The organism is Nocardiopsis sp. NPDC006139 (assembly GCF_040614155.1).
Taxonomy (GTDB): Bacteria; Actinomycetota; Actinomycetes; order Streptosporangiales; family Streptosporangiaceae; genus Nocardiopsis; species Nocardiopsis changdeensis.
Window position 1 is genome coordinate 93,588 of the sequence record NZ_JBEXTT010000025.1, and the last position, 6,520, is coordinate 100,107.

Consider the following 6,520-nt stretch of genomic DNA (forward strand, 5'->3'; position numbering starts at 1 on the left):
ACCCGCGTGCGGGGCGCCCCGGGCCCGCGGCCCGGGGCGCCCCGTCGTTTCCGCGTCCGGGCACGGATACTCACCCGCGTGACGAAGGCGGAGCCCCGTGTTGTGCGTGCCGTGAGGGACACCGGTGGCGGCCCATGTGCGAGGATGCGGAGGATCGTCCGCGTGTTCTGACCGACAGAAGGGAAACCCCGCGATGGTGGACAAGCCGGGAACCGGCGGGCCGGGTGCCGTCGGAGACACCGACCGCTCCGTCGGTGAACTCGTCTCGGACGTCACCGGGAACTTCTCCCGTCTGGTGCGCCTCGAACTGGAGCTCGCCAAGGCCGAGGCCAAGCTCGAGGCGGCGAAGGCCGGCAAGGGCATCGCGGGGTTCGCGGTGTTCGCCGTCCTCATGCACATCTTCGTCATCCTCCTCTCGGTGACCATCGCCTTCGTCCTGTACGAGGTGGCGGGCCTGCCGGGGTGGGCCTCCTTCGCCATCGTGACCGGCTTCTACCTGCTCGTCGCGATCGTGTTCGCCCTCTTCGGCCTGGTCAGCTTCCGCCGGATGCGCGGCCTGGAGCGGACCCGCCTGACCACCTCCCGCCTGGGCGCCATCCTGCGCCGCGAGATCACCCCGCCGGGCTCGGAGGTCGCCGCCGCCGGCAGGGCCGGGGCCACGGCCACCACCGGAAACTAGACGCCCCACCGTGCTGGACGATTCGGCCGCCTACGTCGAGGGCCCCTGGGCCCACCGGACCGTCGGGGCCGCGGGCGCCCGCTTCCACGCCGCCGAGCTGGGGGAGGGGCCGCTGGTGCTGTTCCTGCACGGCTTCCCCCAGTTCTGGTGGGCGTGGCGGCACCAGCTCACCGCCGTCGCGGGGGCGGGCTACCGGGCGGTCGCCGTCGACCTGCGGGGGTACGGCGGCAGCGACAAGACACCCCGCGGGTACGACCTGGTGACCCTCGCCCAGGACGCCGCCGGACTGGTCCGGGCCCTGGGCGCGCGCCGGGCGGTCGTGGTCGGCCACGGCGTCGGCGGCATGGTCGGCTGGACCATGACCGCCTACCACCCGGGCACCGTGCGCGCCCTGGCGGCGGTCGCGTCCCCGCACCCGGGCCGGGCGGCCCGTCTGATGCTCTCCGCGGGTCCGGGCGCCCGCCACATGCTCCGTGCCCAGCTGCCGATCCTGCCCGAGCACCGGCTCCTCGCCGACGGCTGCGCCAGGGTCGGCGACCTGCTGCGGGAGTGGTCCGGCCCGGGCTGGCCCGACGCCGAGGCCGAGAAGATGTACCGGATCGCGTTCTCCATCCCCAAGGTGTCCCACTGCTCCCTGGAGTACCACCGCTGGATCGCCCGCTCCCGGCTGCGCCCGGACGGCCTGCGTTACCACGCGCGGATGCGGACGCCGGTGCGCGTCCCGGTGCTCCAGGTCCACGGCTCCCTCGACCCCGTCTGCCCGCCGGAGACGGCCCGCGCCTCGGAGCGCTCGGTGACGGGGGCCTACCGTTGGAGGGGGATCCCCGGTGCCGGGCACTTCCCCCACGAGGAGCGCCCGGACGCCGTCTCGGACGAGCTCACCCGGTGGCTCGACTCCCTCCCCGGTGACGACTGAGGAAGAAGGTGGACACGGTGAACGCGGACCGCGACCGCGCCCCGGACGGGCGCGCGCAGAACCAGCGACCCCGCGACCGCTACGGCCGGCCGATGCCGCACGGCAGCGCGGGCGAGGTGGAGCGGGTGCCCGACGACGCCGAATTCTCGGCGGAGGAAGGGCTGGAAACGGCCCAGGACCTCCTCGACCGGGGGTACGCTTTCACCGCCCACGAAGTCCTCGAGGCCGTCTGGAAGTCCTCCCCCGAGTCCGAACGCGAACTGTGGCGCGGACTGGCGCAGACGGCCGTGGGCGTCACCCACGCCCAGCGCGGCAACCTCACGGGCGCCGCCCGCCTGCTGCGCCGCGGCGCCGACCGGGTGGAGCCGTACGGCCCGGACGCCCCGCACGGTGTGGACACCGCGGCGGTGGCGGCCTTCGCCCGCTCCCTCGCCGACGACCTCGAAGCGGGCCGCGCCCGCCCGGGCGACGGGGTGGACCCGTCCCGGATGCGTTTGCGCTGAGGCCCCTGGGGCGGCTTCCCGTTTCATTCCCTTATGGGAACTTTAACGTTAACACCGCATTAAGTCGTTATGCAAGAAGAATATCGCCGATAAATCCATTTATCCGTTTTTCGAGATCACCGATGGATCACATCTTTGATCGTTCTCGAAAAAACCCCTAATCCGCTCTCTTCTTTTTTCTTCGGGCTGCGTAGGATTTCCGGATCACCGCCCGTGAGCACGTGGCGCGGGCAGTGTGCACCAAACCGAAGGTGGCACCGCTTCGACCCCGGACCACGTGCCGTCGGGCCAGTTCAAGGCTCCTTCCGGACGGCGGTACGGGCACGGTTCCGCGCGGGATTCCCCGCGCTTCGCGTGCGCGGGGGAGAAAAGGTCGTGCCCGTCGCAAGGAGGACGGATTGTCTGGGCTCAACCTCGCCGCGCCAAGCGGCACGGCCCTAGAACTGCAAGGCATCGACTTCACACTCGTCATCATCGTCATGGCGGTCGCGCTCCTCGCGCTCGCCGTCGCGGGGATGCTGGTACGTGAAGTCCTCGCCGCCGGACAGGGCACCGAGCGAATGCGCAACATCGCCGTCGCGGTCCAGGAAGGAGCGGGTGCGTACCTCCGACGGCAGTTCCGCACCCTCGCGGTCTTCGTCGTCGTCATCCCCCTGCTGCTGCTCCTGCTCCCCGCCGACTCGTGGGCCATCTCCATCGGCCGGTCCGTCTTCTTCGCCCTCGGCGCCCTCCTCTCCGCCGCCACCGGCTTCATCGGCATGTGGCTCGCGGTCAGGGGCAACGTCCGCGTCGCGGCGGCCGCCCGCGGCGGCACCGCCGCCGACAGCCGCACCGCCATGCGGATCGCCTTCCGCACCGGCGGCGTCGCCGGCATGATCACCGTCGGCCTGGGCCTGCTCGGCGCGGCCGTCGTCGTCCTGCTGTACCGGGGCGACGCCCCGATCGTCCTGGAGGGCTTCGGCTTCGGCGCCGCGCTCCTGGCCATGTTCATGCGCGTCGGCGGCGGCATCTTCACCAAGGCCGCCGACGTCGGCGCCGACCTCGTCGGCAAGGTCGAGCAGGGCATCCCCGAGGACGACCCCCGCAACGCCGCCACCATCGCCGACAACGTCGGCGACAACGTGGGCGACTGCGCGGGCATGGCCGCCGACCTGTTCGAGTCCTACGCCGTCGTCCTCGTCGCCTCCCTCATCCTGGGCCGCGTCGCGTTCGGCGTCGAGGGCCTCGTCTTCCCCCTGCTGGTCCCGATGATCGGTGTCCTCACCGCCATCATCGGCATCTTCATCGTCGCGCCCTCCGCGCGCGACAAGACGGCGATGTCCGCGATCAACCGCGGTTTCTTCATCTCCGCCGGCATCTCCGCCCTGCTCGTCGTCGCCGCGTCCTTCTGGTACCTGCCCGGCAGCTTCCAGGAGCTGTCCGGCGTGAGCCAGAGCGTCCTCGACGAGATCGCCGAGGCGGGCTACACCGACGCCGACCCGCGCGTCATCGCGATCGCCGCGGTCCTCATCGGCCTCGTCCTCGCGGCCGCCATCCAGCTCCTCACCGGCTACTTCACCGAGACCGACCGGCGGCCGGTCCGCGAGATCGGCGAGAGCTCCGAGACGGGCGCCGCCACCGTCATCCTGTCCGGCATCTCCGTCGGCCTGGAGTCGGCGGTCTACTCCGCCCTGCTCATCGCGGGCGCGGTGTACGCGGCGTTCCTCCTGGGCGGCGGGTCCATCACCCTCAGCCTGTTCGCCGTCGCCCTCGCCGGGACCGGCCTGCTCACCACCGTCGGCATCATCGTCGCGATGGACACCTTCGGCCCCGTCTCCGACAACGCCCAGGGCATCGCCGAGATGTCCGGCGACGTCGAGGGCAAGGGCGCCGAGATCCTCACGAGCCTGGACGCCGTCGGCAACACCACGAAGGCCATCACCAAGGGCATCGCGATCGCCACCGCGGTCCTGGCCGCCACCGCCCTCTTCGGAGCGTTCCGCACCTCCGTCCAGGAGCAGCTCGGCGGCGACGAGGTCTTCTCGCTGTCCCTGGACAGCCCGGACGTCCTCGTCGGCGTCATCATCGGCGCCAGCGTGGTGTTCTTCTTCTCCGGCCTGGCCATCATGGCGGTCGGCCGCGCCGCCGGCCGCGTCGTCCTGGAGGTGCGCGAGCAGTTCCGCACCCGCCCGGGGATCATGGACGGCACCGAGAAGCCCGAGTACGCGCGCGTCGTCGACATCTGCACCCGCGACTCCCTGCGCGAGCTCATCACCCCCGGCCTGCTCGCCGTGCTGGCCCCGATCGCGGTCGGCTTCGCCTTCGGCTACGCCCCGCTGGGCGCGTTCCTCGGCGGCGCCATCGCCGCGGGCGTCCTCATGGCGGTGTTCCTCGCCAACTCCGGCGGCGCCTGGGACAACGCGAAGAAGCTCGTCGAGGACGGCCACCACGGCGGCAAGGGCTCGGAGGCCCACGCCGCCACGGTCATCGGCGACACCGTCGGCGACCCGTTCAAGGACACCGCGGGCCCGGCCATCAACCCGCTCCTGAAGGTGATGAACCTGGTCGCGCTGATCGTCGCGCCCAGCGTCGTCATCTTCCAGGACAACACCGTCCTGCGGGTCGGCGTCACCGTCGTGGCGGTCGCCATCCTCGTCGGCGCGGTCCTGTGGTCCAAGAAGCGCGGCTCGGGCACCGAGACCGAGCCGGCCGAGCTCGGCCACGGCGCGCCCGAGAGCGGCGACGACGATGAGACCCCCTCCGCCGGCTCCCCGGCCGTCGGGGGCGGCGGCATCACCGACGAGGCCGCCGGGACCGGCGGCAGGGAAGAGGCCCGCACCAACTAGGCACGCACGACGAGGGGCCGCCGGGAGCACCCGGCGGCCCCTCCTACTCTGGAGCGAAGAACGTACTCAGGGGGGCTCATGTCGGGAATGAAGGGTCTGTTCGTCATCGTGGGGGTGATGGTGGGGTTCATGGTCCTGCTCTCCATCGTCGCGACGGTGATCGCGTCATGACCGACCGGACGCTGCTCCTGCTCCGCCACGCCAAGGCGGAGGCGGGCTACGGGGTCATCGACTACGACCGCGCCCTCACCGACCGCGGCCACGACCAGGCCCGCCGCGTGGGCCGCCTCCTCGCCGAGGCGGGGCACACCCCGGACCACGTCATCTGCTCCGCGGCCAAGAGGACCCGCCAGACCCTCGAAGGAGTTCTGGAGACCCTTGGCACCACACCGGAGATCGACTACTCGGAGTCGGCCTACACCGCCGGCGTCGACTCCCTGGTCGAGCTGATCACCTATGTCGACCCAGGGGTGCGCACCCTCCTGGTGGTGGGCCACAACCCGACCATCGCCCAGCTGGCGGCGACGTTCGTGGGCAACGAGGCCCTGGTGTCGTACTCGCCGGCCACCGTCTCCGCGGTGGACATGGAGGTCGAGTGGCTCTACACGGCCCCGGGCACGGGGTCCGGACGCATCCTCGGCTGAACCTCCCCGCAGGCGAGCCCGCGGGAAGCAGCAGGTCAGAGTGTGCGCCCATGCCATCGATCAAGAAGATCCAGGTCACCTTCGACTGCGCGGAGCCCGAGCGTGTCGCACGCTTCTGGTGCGAGGTGCTGGGGTACGTCCTGCCGCCGCTGCCGGGCGAGTTCTCCACCTGGGAGGACTACAGGAACTCGCTGCCCCCCGAGGAACAGGGCGTATGGTGCGCCTGCGTCGACCCCGCGGGGGAGGGCCCGCGCCTGTACTTCCAGCGCGTTCCCGAGGGAAAGGCCGCCAAGAACCGGGTGCACGTCGACGTGCGGGTCGCCTACGAACTCGCGGGCGAGGAACGCCTCGCCGCCCTCGAAGCCGAGTGCGCCCGCCTGGTCCGACTCGGCGGGGCACACGTGGAGACGCTGTACGACGGCAACGACGCCTGCATCGTGATGCAGGACGTCGAGGGCAACGAGTTCTGCCTCACCTGATCCGAAGGCCGGCCGACCACGCCGCCCCGGCCCGCCGGGGTGGCCCGGACGATCAGGGGACACAGAGTGAACCCCTCCACCTCGGGACGAACCGCAGCACCACCACCAGCGGCCTCCGGGCCTGCGCCCCCGAGACCGATGATTGTGACCCAGGACACGCCGACGAACGTTTGCTTCGCTCGCGGTCGAGGGGTAGTGTTCTCCGAGTCGCCTCCAACGGGTCCAAGACCCGAAGGGGTACGACCGAGCGAGCCGAACGCGAAAGCGGGCGGGCCGGTCGATCTTCTTCTCTCCGAAATTCAGCGGTCCGAAGCAGTGCTGCGGACATGTAAACTCGGAGAGTGCCCCCAAAGGAAACAGCGGGAGCAACGCCTTCACCGAAATCAGAAGGACCCGGAAAACGCCGATTTGGCGGGGAACGGGAACACTGATAAAGTGAAGACACAACAAAGCGGAAACGCAGACGCCTTCCAC

General features: G+C 71.0%; 6 protein-coding genes. All 6 read left to right on the plus strand.

Annotated features, from left to right (window positions below):
- Positions 1 to 193 precede the first annotated feature (193 nt).
- The 6 genes from ABZ249_RS27225 to ABZ249_RS27250 all read left to right on the plus strand — a co-directional run bounded on the left by ABZ249_RS27225 (position 194) and on the right by ABZ249_RS27250 (position 6,046).
- Positions 194 to 679, plus strand: a complete 486-nt coding sequence (locus tag ABZ249_RS27225; RefSeq protein ID WP_220564142.1) for a phage holin family protein — start codon at positions 194 to 196, stop codon at positions 677 to 679.
- Between the two features lie 10 nt (positions 680 to 689).
- The gene (locus tag ABZ249_RS27230; protein ID WP_355268487.1) at positions 690 to 1,595 is read left to right on the plus strand and encodes an alpha/beta hydrolase; all 906 of its coding nucleotides are present in this window, start codon (positions 690 to 692) and stop codon (positions 1,593 to 1,595) included.
- Positions 1,596 to 1,603: 8 nt separating this feature from the next.
- A complete protein-coding gene (locus ABZ249_RS27235; protein WP_220564144.1) occupies positions 1,604 to 2,098 on the plus strand; it encodes a DUF309 domain-containing protein in 495 nt (164 codons plus the stop codon).
- Positions 2,099 to 2,496: 398 nt separating this feature from the next.
- Positions 2,497 to 4,923, plus strand: a complete 2,427-nt coding sequence (locus tag ABZ249_RS27240) for a sodium-translocating pyrophosphatase (RefSeq protein WP_355268491.1) — start codon at positions 2,497 to 2,499, stop codon at positions 4,921 to 4,923.
- 167 nt (positions 4,924 to 5,090) lie between these two features.
- Entirely contained in the window at positions 5,091 to 5,567 is a 477-nt protein-coding gene (locus ABZ249_RS27245) for a histidine phosphatase family protein (protein WP_355268494.1), read from the plus strand.
- Positions 5,568 to 5,617: 50 nt separating this feature from the next.
- Positions 5,618 to 6,046 (plus strand): VOC family protein, encoded by a 429-nt coding sequence (locus tag ABZ249_RS27250; protein ID WP_355268497.1) that lies wholly within the window; start codon positions 5,618 to 5,620, stop codon positions 6,044 to 6,046.
- Positions 6,047 to 6,520: the final 474 nt, after the last annotated feature.

Coding starts and splice junctions, on each gene's coding strand:
- ABZ249_RS27225 (WP_220564142.1), top strand. CDS start 194: ATGGTGGACAAGCCGGGAACCGGCGGGCCGGGTGCCGTCGGAGACACC.
- ABZ249_RS27245 (WP_355268494.1), top strand. CDS start 5,091: ATGACCGACCGGACGCTGCTCCTGCTCCGCCACGCCAAGGCGGAGGCG.
- ABZ249_RS27250 (WP_355268497.1), top strand. CDS start 5,618: ATGCCATCGATCAAGAAGATCCAGGTCACCTTCGACTGCGCGGAGCCC.